The sequence below is a fragment of the Leptolyngbya sp. Heron Island J genome (genome assembly GCF_000482245.1).
In the GTDB taxonomy this organism is placed as follows: domain Bacteria; phylum Cyanobacteriota; class Cyanobacteriia; order Phormidesmidales; family Phormidesmidaceae; genus Leptothoe.
Window position 1 is genome coordinate 60,169 of sequence record NZ_AWNH01000043.1, and the last position, 17,154, is coordinate 77,322.

Annotated in this window: 12 protein-coding genes; 6 read left to right on the forward strand and 6 right to left on the reverse strand. The window is 49.0% G+C overall.

The window, feature by feature from the left end; translation table 11 throughout:
• Nucleotides 1-38 precede the first annotated feature (38 nt).
• Together N836_RS52110 and N836_RS52115 are read right to left on the reverse strand one after the other, a co-directional pair.
• Entirely contained in the window at nt 39-1,244 is a 1,206-nt protein-coding gene (locus tag N836_RS52110; RefSeq protein WP_023072771.1) for an ABC transporter ATP-binding protein, read from the reverse strand.
• 174 nt (nt 1,245-1,418) lie between these two features.
• On the reverse strand, nt 1,419-2,729 hold the full coding sequence (locus N836_RS52115; RefSeq protein ID WP_023072772.1) for a Zn-dependent hydrolase: 1,311 nt from the start codon (nt 2,727-2,729) through the stop codon (nt 1,419-1,421).
• A 216-nt stretch (nt 2,730-2,945) separates the two neighbouring features.
• Here N836_RS52115 and N836_RS52120 point away from each other — a divergent pair, with 216 nt between their 5' ends.
• Nucleotides 2,946-3,341 (forward strand): allophanate hydrolase-related protein, encoded by a 396-nt coding sequence (locus N836_RS52120; protein ID WP_023072773.1) that lies wholly within the window; start codon nt 2,946-2,948, stop codon nt 3,339-3,341.
• A gap of 117 nt (nt 3,342-3,458) precedes the next feature.
• Here N836_RS52120 and N836_RS52125 read toward each other — a convergent pair whose 3' ends face one another.
• On the reverse strand, nt 3,459-4,598 hold the full coding sequence (locus tag N836_RS52125; protein WP_023072774.1) for a PEP-CTERM sorting domain-containing protein: 1,140 nt from the start codon (nt 4,596-4,598) through the stop codon (nt 3,459-3,461).
• Between the two features lie 265 nt (nt 4,599-4,863).
• Between N836_RS52125 and N836_RS52130 the strand changes: the two genes are divergently transcribed.
• Nucleotides 4,864-5,235, forward strand: coding sequence for a hypothetical protein (locus tag N836_RS52130; protein WP_023072775.1), 372 nt, complete (start codon nt 4,864-4,866; stop codon nt 5,233-5,235).
• Between the two features lie 201 nt (nt 5,236-5,436).
• Nucleotides 5,437-5,766 carry a hypothetical protein gene (locus tag N836_RS52135; protein WP_023072776.1) on the forward strand — a complete coding sequence of 110 codons (330 nt, stop codon included), beginning with the start codon at nt 5,437-5,439 and terminating at the stop codon, nt 5,764-5,766.
• Between the two features lie 14 nt (nt 5,767-5,780).
• Here the strand turns inward: N836_RS52135 and N836_RS52140 are convergent, their stop codons facing one another.
• Both N836_RS52140 and N836_RS77035 read right to left on the reverse strand, forming a co-directional pair.
• On the reverse strand, nt 5,781-7,469 hold the full coding sequence (locus tag N836_RS52140) for a multicopper oxidase family protein (protein WP_023072777.1): 1,689 nt from the start codon (nt 7,467-7,469) through the stop codon (nt 5,781-5,783).
• Between the two features lie 206 nt (nt 7,470-7,675).
• Nucleotides 7,676-10,123 (reverse strand): PAS domain S-box protein, encoded by a 2,448-nt coding sequence (locus N836_RS77035; protein ID WP_023072778.1) that lies wholly within the window; start codon nt 10,121-10,123, stop codon nt 7,676-7,678.
• A gap of 693 nt (nt 10,124-10,816) precedes the next feature.
• Here N836_RS77035 and rph point away from each other — a divergent pair.
• Complete coding sequence (gene rph / locus N836_RS52145; RefSeq protein WP_023072779.1) at nt 10,817-11,539, forward strand: ribonuclease PH; 723 nt, start codon at nt 10,817-10,819, stop codon at nt 11,537-11,539.
• A 76-nt stretch (nt 11,540-11,615) separates the two neighbouring features.
• Here rph and N836_RS52150 read toward each other — a convergent pair whose 3' ends face one another.
• Nucleotides 11,616-12,836, reverse strand: coding sequence for an MFS transporter (locus tag N836_RS52150; protein WP_023072780.1), 1,221 nt, complete (start codon nt 12,834-12,836; stop codon nt 11,616-11,618).
• Between the two features lie 1,052 nt (nt 12,837-13,888).
• Here N836_RS52150 and leuA point away from each other — a divergent pair.
• Together leuA and N836_RS52165 are read left to right on the forward strand one after the other, a co-directional pair.
• On the forward strand, nt 13,889-15,664 hold the full coding sequence (gene leuA, locus N836_RS52160) for a 2-isopropylmalate synthase (protein WP_023072782.1): 1,776 nt from the start codon (nt 13,889-13,891) through the stop codon (nt 15,662-15,664).
• A 436-nt stretch (nt 15,665-16,100) separates the two neighbouring features.
• Nucleotides 16,101-17,093, forward strand: coding sequence for a glycoside hydrolase family 16 protein (locus tag N836_RS52165; protein ID WP_023072783.1), 993 nt, complete (start codon nt 16,101-16,103; stop codon nt 17,091-17,093).
• Nucleotides 17,094-17,154: the final 61 nt, after the last annotated feature.

Below are 17,154 nucleotides of genomic sequence, written 5' to 3' on the forward strand. Positions count from 1 at the left end.
ACTCTGTGAATTCGCTTAAACAAGCGGATAGTTGCTGTCTAATGGGCTAGGAAAACACAGTCGTTGGCAGACCATTTGAGAGAAACGATCTGGCCTTCTTGCAGGGCAAGATTATGCCAATCTACTGTCCGAAGCGTATGCAGTAGAGTTTGTTCGGTGTTGATTGTGGTTAGACCAACACGGGTGACAAAGCCGGTGAGTTCTACCTGGGTAATACGGGCGGTGAGGGTATTGGTGGGAAGCGTTGTAGCGGAGGAGACCGAAGGGGCATCGGGGTTTTCTAGGGTAAGGAGATCGGGGCGGACACTACAGGCGGCATCTGTGCCAGGCTGGGGGCTGTGGCCAATGGCGTGGAGGGTGCCAATGCCGTCGATGTCAAGTCGGATCAGGTCTTTGCCATTTTCGTGGGGCGTGGAGGCCAACACCTTACCTAAGAAAATGTTGTTGTCGCCAATGAACCGGGCAACAAACTTGGAAGCAGGCTGATTAAACAGCTCAGTGGGGGTGGCAACCTGGTCAATATGACCGTGGTTCATGACTACAATTTGGTCTGAAAGGGAAAAGGCTTCTTCTACATGGTGGGTGACCTGGATAAAGGTAAGACCAAACTGTTTTTGAATATTGCGTAGCTCGCCGCGCATGCGTACGCGGAGGTTTTCGTCCAGGGCACTCAGGGGTTCATCTAACATCAAGACCTGGGGGCGCGTGACCAGGGCTCTGGCCAGGGCGATACGCTGTTGTTGGCCACCGCTCAGCTGGTTTGGCTTGCGTTTGGCAGTGTGACTCAGACCCACCAGTTCTAGAATCTCGGCAACCCGTTCCCGACGTTCTCCCTGGGGGACTTGCTGCATTTTGAGGCCAAATTCGACATTTTGCCAGACGGTTTTATGGGGGAATAGGGCGTAATTTTGGAACATCATGGCAGTGTTCCGTTTGGCGGCGGGTAAATCATTGACGCAACGATCCCCAATCAATACCTGACCGCTGGTAACCGATTCGTGACCTGAGATCATGCGCAGCGCTGTGGTTTTACCACAGCCACTAGGTCCCAGCAAACAACAATAGATGCCGGCTGGGATGTCCAGGGTCATATTCTCAATGGCGGTGACGGTGCCATATTTTTTGGTCACGGAGCGCAAAGAGACACCTGCGGCAGCTTCTTTGGGGACTACATGGGGTGATGAAAATTCGGGAAGCTGTTCTTGAGAGGCTATCGGGGAAGGCCGATCAGCGCTAACCGCCATGGGGGGTGTCTCCTGTAGGGTTCTGTAACGAATAAAGTTGAAGCTAGGTACAACTATGAGCGGTGACGGTTAGTCATATCTGTTACTGGTGAACATGGGACAATGCTAATGGTCGCCTGGGAGACAACTGGATAAAACGTACCAATAGCTGTTTAAGGAAGGGAGAAAGTTCCACTAAACTTTAGATTCTGTCCTCAAAGCTGTTATTTCTTCAGGACAGCGATAGTGCTGGTCGAGTTTTAATAGGGTATGCAGCAAAATGTTAGCCCCTTGAATACAGTGTTCAGGGGTGGTGTACTCGGTTTCGGAGTGACTAATGCCGCCCTGGCTGGGGACAAAAATCATGCCCATGTCGGTGATGCTGGCAATAATTTGGGCATCGTGGCTGGCTCGACTAGGTAGAGACTGGGCTGGCAGGTTAAGGGTGTCGCAAACCTGGGCAATGGCGTTGTAGATATGGGAGTTGACGGGGACAGGCTCGTTGCGAAGCTGGGGTTTGATGTGAATTTGGGTCTCGGTTTGGGTGGCGATCGCAGCCATTTCCTGTTCCAACTCCACCACCATGGCATCCAACCGCTGATTGGACAGATCCCGCATATCTAAGGTCATCTCCACCCGGCCAGGAATAGTATTGGCCACATTGGGTGACAGCTTCATCGCCCCAACAGTGGCCACTTGTTCACCATAGCCATCGCCGGTTTTCGTCCCAATCCGATTGACGGCCAAAACAACTTGCGAGGCGGCCACCAACGCATCCTGACGCATGGTCATGGGAGTAGTACCCGCGTGGCTAGCGCTACCGTCTATGGTGATTAAATAGCGCCGCTGACCGACAATGCCAGTCACTAATCCCACTGGATTACCCGCCGCTTCCAGCACCGGACCTTGCTCGACGTGGAGTTCCACAAACGCCGCCAAACTGTCAGTATCACGCTGGGCTGACGTTAGCTGCGTCCAGTCCCCCCCAATAAAACTCAAACCCATCTCTATGGGCTCATAGTGGGGGTGATCATAAAAGTTGGCATCTAAGCTAGCTTTACCAGCCATAGCCTTACTGCCAATCATAGTGCGCTCTTCATCCGCAAAAACAATCACTTCAATGGGATGATCGGGCCGAATACCGTGATCATGGAGCGTCCGGGCCACCTCGACTCCAGCTAGGACACCATAAGTGCCGTCATAGATCCCGGCATTGGGCACCGTATCCAGGTGAGACCCCGTTGCCAGAGCGGGTGCGTGGGGAAATCGGCCTTCGTATCGGCCAATCATATTACCCGCAGCATCAATCGATACGGTCATACCTGTAGCTGCCATCCAACGCTGCACCAGCTGCCGACCTTCACGATCTTCTGGACTAAAGGCCAGGCGTCGCACACCGCCACTGGGCAAGGCTCCAATCGCTCCTACATCGCTCATCATTTGCATAAGCCGCTGGCCATTGATCAGCAGAGCGTCAACCTGGGTAGATGCAACGATATTCGACATAAAGAGTGTGTCCCGCTAAAAAAACTCAACAGATAAAAACGAGTGAGTGTTCACCCAGTATTTAAGCTTTATTTAGCCTATTATTCTACTGGGAGCATGTTTTTGCCATCTGTAGCGACAGTTACCCCCAGAAACCGATGGATCAGCCTTGCCGCTCCCTGAAATGCCGTAGGCTTTAAAGCGGCACTATCGCGACATTTCAAGGAGACACGATCGATGGCCGATGATGGCACCAGGATTGTATTTATCTGCGGTTCAGCCCTGCGTGGGCAGCCGGATCATGGCAATCTGCAATCTGCCACGTTTATCAAAGCCGCCAGCACAACGGCAAGCTACCGACTGCATGCTGTTAAGGATGGCTGGCACCCAGGGATCTATGGGGTGGACTCTGGGGGGATTGCGATTCCGGGTGAGCTGTATGAACTGACCGCAGCGCAATATGACTATTTGGTGTCTACGGAACCCCCCAATATGTATCCGGCAGAGGTGACGTTAGCAGATGGGGGAGTTGCGATCGCAATGCTCTATCCCCAAGCACTCATCAAGGAAAATAACTGGCCCGACATTTCTCACCACGGCGGTTGGGCTGCCTACAAAGCCGCCCAGCCATAGTCCAAACTCGCTGGCGGATTTAACTCTGGTAAAAAATACTCTGTAATCAGAAAAAAAGAGGCACAACTGTGCCCCTTTTTCTAGCGCTCATCTGATGGACAATAGCCCGCTGGACCGCTATCGAACCATGCCCTGTTTACGGCTGCGTTTGGCCATCCAGACCGCCAGGCCCAGAAAACCCACAACGATGGAGGGTTCTGGGACAGCCTCGGCTTCTTTGTCACTGGATTTAAAAGCCTGTGCGATCGTAACTGGAGTCTTTGATGTCACCGAGAGCGATGCCTGGGGAGGTGTCGATTTAACCGTCTCAAGTTGCGCTACAGTCACCAAGCCCTCTGTGGTATGGGTGTCTATCTCCTCTCCATACTGAGCGACAAAGAGCTCCTCCTCTTGGCCATCCGTCGTGGCCAAGACCGTCAGCGTTCCCCCAGTCACCTCAGCAGAAACATCATCAATTGAACCATTCGGGTCAGCCGCAACAAACTGAGTATTAGCTGCGATCGTTGATGTCACCGTAGCCAGCGTAATCGCCTCCAAGGAGGGAGCGAGCCACTGAATAAATGCAGCCGAACGCTGCAGACCAATAATAATTTCTGTAGTCTCATCACCCAGGGCAATATTGGGATTGGCCAACAGGTCATCAGTGAAGCTAATAAATTCGTCGATCACTAAACCAAAGCCATAGGTAACATCGGCAGTAATACCACAGTCAGCCCAAAAACAGCTGGTAGCCACTTTATTGGAGTAGCCATCAACTGTGATGGTATTAGTCTCGCTATCGTAGGTGATATCAAACTGGCTGGGGTTATTCGGATTACCAACGACCTCGATGGCCTCAGAGGTCAGAACGCCACCCCCACTAAATTCTGTGATGGTAAATAGATCATCAACAGACTCCAAGGTTTGATCAAGCGTTAGCCCTAACTCTTCTACCAATATCGACTCCACCGTTGCCATGTAAGAGCCATCTAGCAAATTGTCAATAAAGTCATCATCTAGTTCGATGTCACCATCGCTCACCTGAGTCAGGTCATCTAGAACAATAAAACTGCCAGTGACATCATTTGCAGTTGCATTGAGGCTATTAGGCACTGTGGCATTGCTGAACGTGCGCCCTGCTAAAAAGGAACTCAGCTCTACCTCAGTAGAACTATTCAGCTGAAAATCAAAGGAAAGTGTGCTTGCAGCAGCAGGGGCGGCGACAAGCAGCCCCGCAGCTGAGAGGGTAGCTCCAGCAGAAATTAGTAGTTTATTCAAGGTGATAGATTCTCCACGTACAAGCAGACTAATTTTTCTAGCGTCCCCATCGCAGAATTTTAGCCTAACCAAATTATTTTGAAGTTACTAGAAAGTTAAACCCCTGTTTTCCTGAAGCTTTAGTTAAAGATAAGTACTATCTGCGTTTGTGATGCTTAAAAATCACGACGAAAACGTATTACCCAACTGCTTCTTCTTGTCCTAAGAGAATAAAGGAACATCTAAAAAATGTCTATAATTTCTACACCACTTGAGTCAAGAAAATATGGACACTCCTGACGAAATTGCATTGCTGGTTATGGAAAAGGATGACATCCATAGTGATCACAAGATTCAATTTATTAGGAATCTAATGATGTGCGCAAGAATGACCGCAGAGGGGGTTTTTAAGTGTGAAAGTGAGATCAGTTTCTATGAGAGCAGAAAACGGTTTAATCAACAGCTGATTGCATCTGACAATCAGACCTTACTAGTGTTATATGGGATCACCTTGAGTTCTCAGGTGCTATTTGAAACCAGTATTCCTTCGCAAAACAATCCTGAAGAGATTGAAGACTACAAAACGATCGTCGATGAGTATTCTCACTACTTAAAAGTATTATCTTTGAGCAACCTCAAAGGAGTTCGAGACGCCTAGCCAATCTCCCTGGTCAAAGTGCAAAAAAAGGTGGATATTGTGCGGTGAGACCCTGATGAAAACCGTAAGCTTTGTAACACGGGGTCGTACAGACCCAATCTACTGCATAAGATCGAAATAACATAGGCATAAAACAGGCATAAAACAGTAAATTCTGTTGTCTCATTCCATGTCTATAACATCCTCTACACAGTACCTACCATGGTTAAGAAACTTATTCTTATCTGTTTAGTGGGGTTACTTGGGATTGTTAGTTTTATCGGTCCTGCAGGGGCCAATGCTTTATCTAGCACTACAGTTCACACTACAGTTTGGAACACTCAAATGGAAACTCCCACACAAACAGTTCCTTCAGAACAACCTCGCCCCAAAAAACAACCAGAGGCCGCACCGACCACTGACCAGACCCCGCCCAAACAGACCACTGACCAACAACAGTCACCGCCTGTTAGAAAGCAATCTAAACCATTCAACCCTTACGATATGAAGGCCCTGGAACGGTTTGATGCCGGTGATCATCGAGCCCAATAATCGTAGCCTCACTACTACCCACAGCTGCTTTCGCCACCGCTGTGTGCCTCCACCATGCACTCAGGCGGTGGCACACACTGGGGAGCATCAAAGTTAGCCGGGGCTGGCAAGGGTCTAGCCGTTTCCACACAGGGCTCACAGCCTTTAGTACCAACTTGAAACTGAGTCATCATGTCATGATCTTCATGCACCAGATTGTGACAGTGGATCATGTACTTGCCTTCGTGGGGACCAAAGCGACCAATCATTTCCACAGTTTCAAAGTCATTGACAAAGAACGTATCTTTCTGACCTTGCTCATAGGCAGCGATCGGCGTACGGCTACGGCTTAGCAGCCGGAAGTGACCCAAGTGAATATGGATAGGATGCACCCAGCCTCCCGTGGCCACAAACCGCCAAATTTCTGTGGCGCAGGGTTCCACAAAGGCATCAACGCGGTGGGGGTCCCAGGCTTTACCATTAATTAACCAGCGCCCTGCTCGATCAAATCGGAATGTGCGTACGGGCGCTTTAACCTCGGATAGGAGGGTTTGTAGCGGTGTTAATGTGGTTAAACGCTCAGGCAACGGCGGATTGTCCTGGGCCCCACCGCTGACTTGAAAACACATCACCTGAGTGCTGCGCAAATTGCCGTCTATATTGCCAAAGAACAGCGGATTCACTAGCAACACTTCTTTGCCTGCATAATCGGCAAAGTCAATCACAAACTCGTAGCGCTCGGCCACACCTACCCGCAAATTGTCAGTGGCCACAGGGGCGCTCAACAAACCTGAGTCACTGGCAATCACATGCAGCATTACTGGCTCCAATGAGCCATCCTCATGTTTAACCCGTGCTTCCAGACTCAAGGTGCGTGAAGGCCCTCCATTCAGCACTCGGAAACGGTATTTGCGGTTTTTGACCGATAACCTTGGCCAGGGGACGCCATTGACCAAGACGACATCGTCATAAACACCACGATTGGCCCGATCGTTAAAGACAAGTTCGCCGTCAGGGGTAAGGCGCTTATCTTGAATGATGAGAGGAATATCGTATTCTCCCTGGGGCAAAAGGTCTTGAGCCCCTGGATCGCAAAATTCATCGGCATCATACTCGACGATGTACATGCCAGCCAGGCCCATGTAGACGTTACGGGCAGTATGCTCAATCACATGATCGTGGTACCAAAAGGTGGCGGGGCGATCGTTGGGATAGTAGTAATCTTTGTAGTGCTGAGTGGGAATGATGTCTTCAGCATAGCCATCGTACTGAGGTAAGGAGGCAACACCGTGGAGGTGAATCACTGAATTAATGCCTCTGCCCTGGTCATCATTGCCAAGTTCGTTGATAAATCGTACGACTGAAGCGGTACCTTTGCGCTGGCGAATTAGGGGGCCAGGAACTTGACCGTTATAGGCCCATACTTCTGTTGGCTTACCCGGTAGAATTTCCACCTGGGCCTTTTTCATGGTGATGGTGTATCCATCTAAGTCCGAACTGACAGACGTGACAGGCAACACCTGCATGGGTTCAAAGGGACGCTCAAACCGAGGGATATCTGGACTAAAGCGCGGGTTTCGATAAGGACCGGGAGGTTCTCCTATGCCATGGGGAACACAGTCACCAGTCTCCGCTAGGGCATAGTTGCGACCCTGCCCCCATGACCATAAACTACCGGCCCCTAATAGTCCAAGTTTTAGGGCATCCCGTCGTGTAAAGTCCATATGACCCTCCACTTTGTCTTTAATTTTTGTTTCTACAGGGGAGAATCACCCCTACCCAGTCCACACCTAGACCTGTAGTTTTTTATAATTCGCAAAACTACAGGTCTAGGTATGGTTTGCTGTCTTATATGCCTGTTTTAGCGTCTTACTACAGGTATGGGATAGAAAAATTGAGAAAACGCAACCTTTGACTGCATCGCTGGATATCACTGGGGTGCTGTGACGGGTAGTGTGAGAATAAACTCGGTCCCCTGATCGGGGCTGGAGTCAACGGTAATTTGCCCACCGTGGGTGTCTACGATAATTTGTTGGACAATGGCCAATCCTAGCCCGGTGCCTTTACCGATTTCCTTTGTAGTATATAGGTGATCAAAAATATATGGCTGAATGTCTTCGGGGATGCCAGGGCCGTTGTCACGAACATGAATGGTGACGTGATCCTGTTCAAACCAAGTTGTAATGGTGATCTGATTCGGATGGGTTTCCAGGGTGTGGTAGCTCTTGTGGTGACTGTTATCGTCTAGAGCATCAATGGCATTGGCTAAAAGATTCATAAACACCTGGTTGAGCTGTCCTGGAAAACAAAACACATCGGGCAGGTTGCCATACTGTTTATGGACTTGAATAGCTGGGCGCTGTTGGTTGGCCTTAAGACGATGTTTGAGAATGAGCAGGGTGCTGTCTAAACCTTCGTGGAGGTTAAAAGCGACTTTGGTTTCTTTGTCAGCGCGGGCAAATGAGCGGAGACTAACGCTAATGTTACGAATGCGATCGCATCCTGCTGCCATCGACTCTAACATTTTAGGTAAATCACTTAGAAGGAAATCCAGCTGAATTTCCTCAGCATGGGCCTCAATAGTAGCTGCGCTGGCCTGCTGTCGATAAAGGGCGAGATGGGTCACCAGCTCTTCTAGGCAGCTGTTTAACTCAGCCACATTCCCACCCACAAACCCCAGGGGGTTATTAATCTCATGGGCTATCCCGGCCACCAAATTCCCTAGGGCCGACATTTTCTCCTGCTGCACCAGCTGTAGCTGAGTTTTCTGCAGCTGAGCCAGCGTTTGTTCTAACTCTTGATTTTGTTGATTAATTTTTGCTTCAGCCGCCTTACGAGCACTAATATCAGTGGCTCGAGCAAAATTGTACTGCTCACCTTCAAACTCTAGAAAATTAGTCACAATTTCTACTGGAAATATACGTCCACTCTTAGTTTGATGAAATGTTTCCAGCTGTTGATGTTGATGCTGCTTGAGAGATTGCCAATGGGCGGGCCAGTCATCCTGAGAAAATGTGGGGGTAATATCCCAAACGGCCATTGAGGTAAATTCGGTTGGTGAATATTCCAGACTTTGACAGGCGGCTTTGTTAACCGAGAGAAAATAGCCATCCTGATTGATCCAAAATGTGCTGGTTGCGGTGTGGTCAATGGCAAATTTAGCCAAACTCAGGGCTTTTTCTGCCACTACTCGCTCGGCCTCCAACCGTTTTCTTTGACTAATATCCTGAATTAGAGCCAAACTATAGATGGCCTGTTCACCCCGTAGTTTGACCAGATAGACTGTTGTTTCCGCCCAAAACCAGGAGCCATCTTTGCGCAGATACCGCTTTTCAATGGTGAAGTTGTCAACCGCACCGCTGTAAAGCTGTTGTATAGCTTGTCGCGATAGGGCAATGTCGTCTGGGTAGGTGAGATCAGCAAAAGTCAGTTCGGAGAGTTCTGCCTCGCTATAGCCGATCATGTCACAAAATAGCGTATTCACCTTGGTGAATTTTTGGGTCGCCATATCCACCTCAGCAAACCCTACTGCTGCTTGCTCAAAGGCCGCTGTGGTACGGGCCTGACTTAGCTGTAGCTCGGCTTCAACTTGTTTGCGATCGCTAATGTCACGAAAGACAACAACATTACATTCTTGTTCAGCAAAAGAAAGGTAGTTAACCGTAATCTCAACTGAATAGAGTCGACCGCTCTTGGTGCGATGTTGAGATTCAAGGGACAAGTTCTTACTTTTTTTGATTGTGTGCCAAAGCTTTCGCCAATGCCTGAGAGAGAAATTAACATCAATATCTGGCACTGATAATTGCGTCAGTTCGTCCAATGAATATTCAAGTAGATTACACGCTACTTTGTTTGCGTAAAAGAACCTTGAGTTTTGATCGATCCAAACAATTCCATCAGCCGCATTATCCACTGAAAACTGTGTCAGTAAGAGTTTGTTGTTTAGCTGGGTCAGCTCTTCGTTTTTTTGTTGTTCTAGCTTATACAGTTGACTAACATGTCTGAGCTGTAAGTGGGTTTGGACCCGTGCTAACAATTCTGGTTCTTGAAAGGGTGTACGAATAAAGTCAACTGCCCCCACTGAGAATCCTTTGACAACACTCTCAGTGTCTGATGAAGCCGTAATAAAAATGATGGGAATATGGGCTGTCCTGGGCTTTGCTTTAATTTGCTGACAGGTGGTAAACCCATCTATCCCTGGCATCTCAATATCTAGCAGAATCAGATCGGGGGTCAACGACCGTAACGTTTGGAGCGCCTGATCGCTGCTGAGGGCGCTGGCCACCGTGTAACCAGCTGACGATAAAACCTCCGTGAGTACACTGACGTTGGTAAGCTGATCGTCGACAACCAGAATTTTGATCTCCCTATTCGACATGGCCAACCTCTCTGGCACCCTGTCGCTGTAATAAGGGGTAATGACACAGCCATGGCTGATGGATTTTGGACAAACAAGTACTCATCTTTAGATAATTCCCTACCGCAAATCGGATAAACACTACGGTATTGGTGAAAAATGCCCTAACTAAAAATTTAGAATGCAACAGCAGTAGCACAGCAGTTCAATGTTGATAGGGTATGAATAGGGCGTTTAACTGTTAAAAATCTGGGCGCTGCTGCTCCTCGGGATGATTTCATCTACACGATGCGGGTGAATGGCCTTTCTGTCCGATCGGTGCATTCCCCAAATCAGCAGCGACAAAATCTGCACCTAACCCGTGGAGTGGTCTCTCCCAGCGTTGGGAAAACGGCATCTCGATCTTTGAACACTCATAGGAGCTACTGTACAGTTTTACCACTTCAACTACATACAAATTTTTAGGGCGTTTACAGGACGACGCAATGAGGACATGTTGGACCTAGAGACGATAGCCTGGGGCTATTGAGTTCCAGCATGCTGTATGTTTTACAGCGAGCAGCCAGCCTGTCTAATACTACAGTCAACGTTCAGATCGGCAACGCCAAAAATTTAGATTAGAAAATGTAGACAAACCCTAAAAAAACTGGTGTTTACCGTCTACAGGGTCTCTGGCTGTGTATCGTGGAAATTATTTTCTAAAGAGCATTTACTATGGTTTGGCAGCGTCCTGATAGTCGGCAACCTCATGAGCTACGTCCGGTTAAATTTGAGCGACGGTTTACACGGTATGCTGCCGGGTCGGTTTTAGCCCACTGCGGTAACACCCAGGTGCTATGTACGGTTTCAGCCTCCGAGGATGTGCCTCGCTGGTTGAAAGATTCAGGGCAGGGGTGGCTGACAGCTGAGTATCGCATGCTGCCCAGTGCAACCCACACCCGCTCCAGACGAGAGGTGATGAAGCTATCGGGCCGCACCCAGGAGATTCAGCGTCTGATTGGTCGCAGCCTGCGAGCGGCTATTGACCTGGAGGCGCTGGGAGAAATCACCCTGACGGTGGATGCAGATGTGATTCAAGCGGACGGGGGCACCCGGACAACAGCGATCACTGGAGCCTATGTGGCGTTAGAAGATGCGATCGCACATCTCATAGCCAATAACACGCTACAAAGTTCTCCCCTCAAACACCAGATTGCCGCTGTTTCAGTTGGGCTCTTAGAAGGTGACGCCTTCCTAGATTTAAACTATCCCGAAGATGTCGCCGCTGACATTGATTTTAATGTGGTGCTCAATGGTGATTTAGGCTACGTCGAACTTCAGGGAACTGCGGAGGCTAATAGCTTTAGCCGCCAGCAGCTCAACCAGATGCTGGACTATGCAGAAGTCGGCATTAAACAGCTGATGGTATTGCAGAAAGAGGCGCTTTTGCCGGAGTAGGACAAAGGCCGGATGAGCACAAAGGCATGAGTGAGGCAGCTGTTTGGGGCGTTTTACGACTCCAAACAGCTAACCCCTACACCGCTGGTGCCTGATTGCCGGGAGAGTTGAGGGAAAAGGCAAAGAACGCGATCGCCAGGGTCAATCCGCCAGCCACAAAAAATGGTATGCCGTAGCCATAGGTCACTAACAGGCCCGAGATCGCCGGACCGATGGCATTGGCGATGCTCAGATATGAGGAGTTGGTCCCCAGAGCTTCACCCTGTTTGTCTTTAGAGGTACGCAGGGACAGCAGCGAATCAATGAGCGGCATGGGGAAAGCATTGACAATGCCAAAGAAGACTAACAGTATCCAAAAAACCTGAATCGTGGGAAATGAAGGATAGAGGATTAACAACACTCCCCGCATAATCAAAGCCGCTACCAGCAGTGTGACGAGATTTACCCGCTGACGTAGGGGCTCTAGCAAGAATACCTGGGAGAGAAACGCCAAAATTCCAAATAAAACAAAGGCAAAGGCTAAATTCTTGGTGTCTTGCCCCAACACTGTTAGAAAAAAGGGCTGAAAGGCAAACGTAAAAACGGTAAATGTCGCCCCGTTGAGAAAGGTCATGATAAAAATGCGACCGACCACAGGTTGACGAAAGGAGGTAGCCAAGCGACCAAAGCCAAAATCAGCCAGGGATAGTTTGAGTTTGAGATCGCACTCAGATGGCGGTCGTGTTTCTGGCAAGATCGTAAAGCAGAGGACTGCTGCCACTAGCGCCATCACTGCCGAAACCACAAAACTCATCCCCAAAGGCGTAATCCCCGGTAGCGGCGGCAGCGTCTGGGCAAAATAGGCCAGCGGTGGCCCTACTACAAATCCCAGACGAAACATACCGCCAAAAATACCAAAGGCTTGGGTCCGCTGCTCTGGCGTGGTCATGTCGCTGACTACAGCCTGGGCCACCGAATTATTGCCCCCCGTCAGACCATCCAGCATGCGGGCCAGGTATAGCCACCAAGCAAAGGGACTGACCGCCGCCAGCAGGTTCGCGACCACCGTCCCCAATAAGCTAAGCACCAAAAGCGGTTTGCGACCAATCCGATCCGACAGTCGCCCCAAAATAGGCGTCCCCAAAAACTGCGACAGCGAAAACGCCGTCGTCAGCAAACTTGCCGCCAGGTCGCTGAGGCCAAACTCCTTAGCATAGGGATACAGCGTTGGAATGATGATGGTAAAACTAACGGAGTTAATGAACGCCACCAAAGTGACAATCCAAAACTGTATGGGCAAACGTGACTGGGCAGCCATAAAAGCAGTGACGTAAAGTTTTGTAACCCTGTCAGAATATCAGGATGTTCGGCTCAGCAGAAAGAATTCTGAGTTTTGCATACCCCAGGCAAATGCTTAAAAAATATCTTTCTAAACCAATCACAACAGCGCCCTCAAAATTAGCCGTTGCTGATTTACATAATGGACCGATCTGTTAGCAACGCCATGTGTTGGCATCTTTTAGAGAAAACTATAGTTCGAATCAGCAACGCATCTAGTTGACGTTGTCAAAAAGAGTAGGCTAGAATCTCTCCATTGAGTTTTTACACAAACTTTTTTTGTCATGAATGCAGTCAAGCAGCTATCGCTACACAGTCTAACTAGCCTTTTCGGGCTAGGACTGCTGCTGCGCCTGGCGCATATTAATTAGACTTCACCCAAAAACAACAAACTAGCAGGCTTTTTCTAAGCAGTTTACAGCCTAGTACTCCTATAGATAGGGGCTTTCATGGCTTTAGAAGCCATGTCTGCAGCCGTAGGACAGCTCTTGCGTTCTTCGGCGTGAGACTTCGGCGTGAGCTTAGTCGAACGCTCAGTCGAACGCTCAGTCGAACGCTCAGTCGAACGTACGAGGCGCAACCCCGACAAGGTTATCTATTGCTCGTTGGCGGCTCTATCGCTTGCCTGCTGCTAAAACTCTCACTCCCCACGGATACCCCATCCTCTCCTATGGGGCTACTGTGTATACACAAATCGAAGAGTAGCTCCAGTTTTCGAGCCCTCATCCCCCCACCCCCTTCTCCCGCGGGGAGAAGGGGAGAAGGGGAGAAGGGGAGTCAGATCAAAGTCCCTCTCCCCGTGGGAGAGGGGTTTGGGGTGAGGGCCAACTCGGAGGATGAAGCACCTTTCAAAGCACTATCTTCCAAATATGTACACACAGTAGCTCTAACTCCCAGAAGCTCCGGGGTAGGTTACCCCTGTCAAAATTTTCCACCCGCCACCAACACCTAAATGTTGGCACTCCTTCGTGTGAGTAATCTGTTGTGACAGCAGCAGTTTCACTCTCTTCATCTATCCTTATCAAAATCATCATGTTGCAGAATCCCACTCAAAAATACCGTCCATTTCAACCGATCCAACTCACAGACCGGACTTGGCCCAGTCGCACTATTACCCAACCTCCCGTATGGCTGAGCACCGATCTGCGCGATGGCAACCAGGCCCTGGCTAACCCGATGTCCATTGACCAAAAGCTGCAATTCTTTGAAATGCTCGTGCAGATTGGCCTTAAAGAAATTGAAGTGGGGTTTCCATCGGCCTCGGCAACAGAATTTGAATTTGTTAGACGTCTGATTGAGGAAGACCGTATCCCCGACGATGTCACCATACAGGTGCTCACCCAGGCTAGAGAATCGCTGATTCGCCGTACCTTTGCATCACTACAAGGAGCCAAGCAAGCCATTGTTCACGTCTATAACGCCACAGCTCCTGTCTTCCGACAGGTGGTGTTTGGCAATAGTAAAGCTGAGACCATTGAGCTGGCGGTCTCAGCAGCAACGTTGATTCGTCAGCTGGCTCAACAACACCCTGAAACCTACTGGCGATTTCAGTATTCTCCTGAGGTGTTTACCTCGACCGAGCTGCCCTTTGCTCGAGATATTTGCAATGCGGTGTTGGCGGTATGGCAGCCCACACCTGAGACTAAAGCCGTGATTAATCTGCCCGCCAGTATTGAGGTGGCTACCCCCAATGTCTTTGCCGACCAGGTGGAGTGGATGCATCGTCATTTGCACTATCGAGATGCGATCGCCCTGAGTGTTCATCCCCACAATGACAGAGGCTGCAGTGTTGCCGCCGCAGAACTAGCGCAAATGGCAGGCGCTGACCGTGTCGAAGGGTGTCTATTTGGCAACGGTGAACGGACTGGCAATGTGGATCTAGTCACTCTAGCCATGAACCTTTATACCCAGGGAGTCCATCCCGGATTAGACTTCTCAAACATTGACCAGGTGGCCACAGTCGTAAAACAGTGCACCCAACTGCCCATTCATCCCCGTCACCCCTACATTGGCGAGCTAGTATTCACCGCCTTTTCCGGTTCTCACCAGGACGCCATTAAAAAAGGATTTGCCCAAGGACAGCCAAGTGCCCCTTGGGAGATTCCCTATCTGCCCATGGACCCGGCGGATGTAGGCCGCTCCTATGAGGCAATTGTGCGGGTGAATAGCCAATCAGGCAAGGGCGGTATTGCCTTTTTGCTAGAGCGAGACTATAGCGTAGTATTGCCCAAGCCTTTGCAGATAGAGTTTAGCCAGATCGTGCAGCAAGTGATGGATAGCACAGGAGAGGAGATGTCATCTGTGGCAATTTGGCAGCTGTTTTGTCGAACCTATGGCACAGCGCCTGGCCCATTGGTCTATAAAAACCACCACCTGGAAACCGCTGGCGATAATCATCAGGTGCAACAGCTGGCCATGGAAGTTAGCTATCAACATCAACCGCTACATTTGCAGGGAGCTGGCAATGGCCCTATTGATGCGCTAGTGGCGGCCCTGCGTCATGGTGGGTTTGACATTGAGATTGTTGACTATGAAGAACGAGCTTTAAATTCAGGTAGTGGGGCTGAAGCGATCGCACTGGTTGCCGTTACTGGCCAAACCCAGTCCCAGCGATACTACGGGATGGGTACCCATCGCAATATTACGACAGCCTCCATATTGGCGGTACTCAACGGCGTCAACCATTGGCTACAAGCACAGAATAGCCGAGAAAGCGGAGACTGTTTTGTTCGCATCTCCCCTCAAAAAGATAGATTCCACAATCAAACATCTGAGCCTTATCAGGGTGGCGAGCTTGCCAACCGTTGACGCGTGCGTCAACTTATTTTTTTAACTTCTCAGCCGCTGCACCGCTAGTCGTAGGCAAAAACTATCGATGGTCAGTGAGCCTAATTTGTGACCAGTTTTGCGGCTGAGGGTCAATAGGGAATTTTAGCTTATGACCACTCCAACGAAATACACCAGCTTAACTGTCTTTACCTGAGGTTTTTAGCAACAAGCTCAGTCGCAGCTCACGCCTCAAACTCCTGAAGAAGTTTAATAACGTTTTTTGACCTTGAATAAGTTCTAGGCCTTCAAATCTATATACTCAACAGGGAAGTTACGGTAGTGGCATCAGTCAGGGCAGAATACAATCTTTATGCTTTCAAGCAGCCATAAGTTTCGATAAGAATCTCATGATGTCGCCACAATTACTCAAAACGCCTCCCTAGATTTTGGCTCTCTAGTATAGAGGATTTAAGTGATGAAGGTCCTTAGACTTAATGTTCTTAGTGCTCTAGCCTTACTCAGTATTCTGAGTTCAAGCACGATTGCCTATGGTGCTGTGCTGTTTCGAGATGACTTTGAGGGAACTGGTAATGTTAGTGGGAATCTCTGGGATTTACCCCAATTTCCAGTACCAACGCCTGGTCCAGGAGAGCCAAACCCAACATTTTTAGGCCGAACTCAGCTCAAACTCCATGAGCGACCAGCCATCGTTGACGGAGTCGCCCAGCTAGAGTTAAATACCTTTAATCCACGCAATAGCAATTTAGGGCCTGGCGAAGTACCATCTTTCTTTGGCTCTGAAATCATCTCTACTCAAACATTTAGCCGAGGGAATGGGCTTGCTGTAGAAGCACGAACTCGTATAAATACACCTGATTCTCTCGGCATCTCTACCCAAAGAGGGCTAGTTGCAGCCATGTTTCTCTTTGATAGTACAGAGGTAAGTTCTAATCAATTTTTATTCAATGAGATTGACTTTGAATTTTTAACTAATGACATCAATAACGTTGAAGCTGGAGAAGCTCCAAGAGTTTTAACAAATGTTTTTGCAGATGATCCACCGGGGAGAGGTGATCCTGCCTTTATCAATGTTAATAATTTGGACTTAACAGAATTCAATACATTTCGCATAGAGTGGTTGCCAGACGAAGTTCGCTGGCTTGTTAATGGCAATTTAATTCGCACTGAAGCTGCTTTTACAGGGGATTTAGATGTCAATATTCCAGAAACTCCCTTGAATCTTCATTTAAATTTTTGGGCACCTGCAGCTGATTTTGCTGATGCTTTTGATAATTCACTACAACCCGCATTCAGTTTGGCCGCAGATCAATCTTTCTTTTATGAGATAGATTTTGTTCAAGTAGAGCAACTACAAACCACATCAGTCCCAGAACTAGGTGCTTCTTTTGGGGTTATTCTTGGGGTCGGCTTAATTGGGTTGTGGAAGATCCATAGGCAAATAGACTAAACGATCTCAGGCTGAAAGCTATTGAGAAGTTTCTTTAGGCTACTAAAAACATGTTGTGTAG